Annotated in this window: 1 protein-coding gene and 1 pseudogene; both read right to left on the reverse strand. The window is 47.4% G+C overall.

Going from position 1 to position 2,533, the window contains the following annotated elements; all coding sequences use genetic code 11:
* Positions 1-2,273 (reverse strand): annotated as a pseudogene (locus AC06MN_RS05205) (hypothetical protein); the annotation flags it as partial.
* A gap of 52 nt (positions 2,274-2,325) precedes the next feature.
* Positions 2,326-2,533, reverse strand: a 208-nt coding sequence (locus AC06MN_RS05210) for a T9SS type A sorting domain-containing protein (RefSeq protein WP_475671297.1), incomplete at its 5' end; no start/stop codon positions are given.

Here is a 2,533-nt window from a genome sequence, read left to right on the forward strand (position 1 = left end):
TCGGCATCAAGCTCCATGTCGACGACGGTCTGTCCCAAGGTGTTCGTTATGGTAATGTGTTGCATTCCGGGAACTTCAATATTGATGTCGCCTGATGTCGGGTTAGGATAAAGTTTGGCATTGATGCTGTTTTCGCTGACATCGAAAGTGCTTTTCACGTTTACGGTAATGGCATTGTTGCCTTCGCCGCATGCATTGCTGACGTTCACGGTCAGTATAGCATCGCCTTTAAATTCAGGCGACCAATTGACGATGACCGTATTGCCGCTGCCAATAATGGAACCTGCTTCAGCGGGTTCAATGCTCCATTGGTATATGCTGCCGCTCATAAAGCCGGACTGGACGAAAACGCTGTTTGGCGTGAGGTAGGAATCAACTTCTGTATCACCTTCAATGGCTTGCATTTCGTCAAATGTTTCTATGGCGAGGTGCAGGGTGACGATGCTGTCGCAGCCTGTCGATGAGGTGAATGTCTGTTCGTAGTCGCCGCTCTCGAAGTATTCCGTGCCGTTCCAAATGTAGCTGTCGCAGGTGCTAATCATGAACTCATGCGTCGTCGACGGATTTATGGTGAGATGCAGTGTGACGATGCTGTCGCAACCAAATTGTGTGGTGAAGGACTGCTCGTAGTCGCCGCTTTGTGTGTAAGTTGCGCCGTTCCAAGTGAAGAAGTCGCAGCTTGTGATGTTGAGTGAGGTGGAATATTCGTGTTCGATGGTAAGGTGCAGGATGACGATGCTGTCGCAACCATTAGGCATTGGGAAAAACTGTTCGTAATCACCACTTTCGGTGTAAGTTTCTTCATTCCAAGTGTAAGAGCCGCAGCTGTTGATGTCGAACGAACTGACAGAAGTATGTAGAACTGAGATTTGAACCGCGTTGCTGTAGACGGTTCCCAAAAAGTTGGAAACAAAGTATCTCAAATACCAACCATCGAAAGATTCGTCAAGGGCTTCGCCGTTGTAGGCTTGGTAATCAGTGAAGTCTTCGTCGGCAGCGATTTGCCATCCTTGGCGTGTTGCGTGTTGTGTGTTTGGAGTCTGCAAGTCGAGGCTGCTACCTGTACAAATCGTTTCGGGAATAGTAATTTCGCCGACAATAGGCTGTAAAGCGTAAGGATCGAAATCATGAATGGCGCGGATGTATGCGTGTGTTGACTTGTTGGTTTTTGCCGAAAATCCACCATATTGACCAGGAGAACCGAAATCAACGCCCCAGGCCATTTCTTCGTCGTATTCAGTGCTAGTCCAGTATAAGTCATAGTTCATCGATGCCCCTCCCGCTCTAATGATTGAGTCTTCGATAAGAGGGAGCACGCCATAAAGTTTCGAAAGTTGTCCTGCTGAAGGCAGATACCATCCGTTTTCGAAATCAACCTGAAAAGCAGCATACGAATTGTTGTTCTGATAATTCCGAAGCGTGCTAGTGTTTGAAAGACCGTTGTTGTCTGTCAAAAGATTAAATAGGACTTCTGGTTGGTGGTTGGGTAGCGGCGAATCGGTTTGGTCTCCCCAAGGGTGGATTGAAGGTGCGTCGTTTAAGGCTACCATCCAGTAAGACTTTTCTTCGGAATTGACATAAAAGATGATGCCTTTGCTGCCGTCTTCATTAACAATGGTTTCTCCAATGGGGGATTCGGTGCTGTTGGCGCTGAATGAACGGATTGACCGCACCCCAACCAAAGCGTTGTTGCAAGGAGTCTTTGTGTAGTTGCCCAAATTGCCGTTTCTTGCCATGTCGTGCATGTGGTATGGAGTGCGTTCGGTTGAAGACCAATAGTTGTCGGTGTTTTCATATAATGGAGTGGCTCCAATGGCCGCAAGGGAATTGTTGACAACGAGGATTTGGTTGTACAGCAACCGTAGTTCGCCTGCTGCGGGAAGATACCAGTCGTTCTCGAAATCGACTGACCACGGAGCGGGGTAAGAGTAGGCTCCGCCATACATATTCCTGAGGATTTCGGTGTTGTAGTATCCGTCGAAGTCGTAGATGGCCTTGCGCGATTCATCAATGTCGGGCAAAGGAAAGTCATCTCCGTAACCTCCGAAAGGAGTGTTCACTTCATCGTCGTAAAGGTTGACGGCTAAGCCGTTCTGCCCTGATGGGGCAACGTAATAAACCACGCCCATTGCAGTTTTTCCAGAAGATGGAAATTCGTTGATTCTAACGGTGCTTCCGTCAGTGCAAAGTATGTCGCCGATATGCACCGTTTGCTGTGCCGACAATAATATGGGCAATGTCAGCAAAAGGATAAATAGTTTTGTTCTTTTCATAGTGATGTATTTTTAAAGATAGATGTTTGTTTTCATTTGGTAGATTTACAAATTATTCCACTCCAATGCGTCTGATGCATGAACCGTCTTTGGTTAGGATTCTGACCACATAAACACCCGTGCCGAATTGCGCCATGTTGATGCTTGACGTATCGGCATCAAGCTCCATGTCGACGACGGTCTGTCCCAAGGTGTTCGTTATGGTAATGTGTTGCATTCCGGGAACTTCAATATTGATGTCGCCTGATGTCGGGTTAGGA

It is taken from the genome of Candidatus Limimorpha sp. (assembly GCF_056203535.1).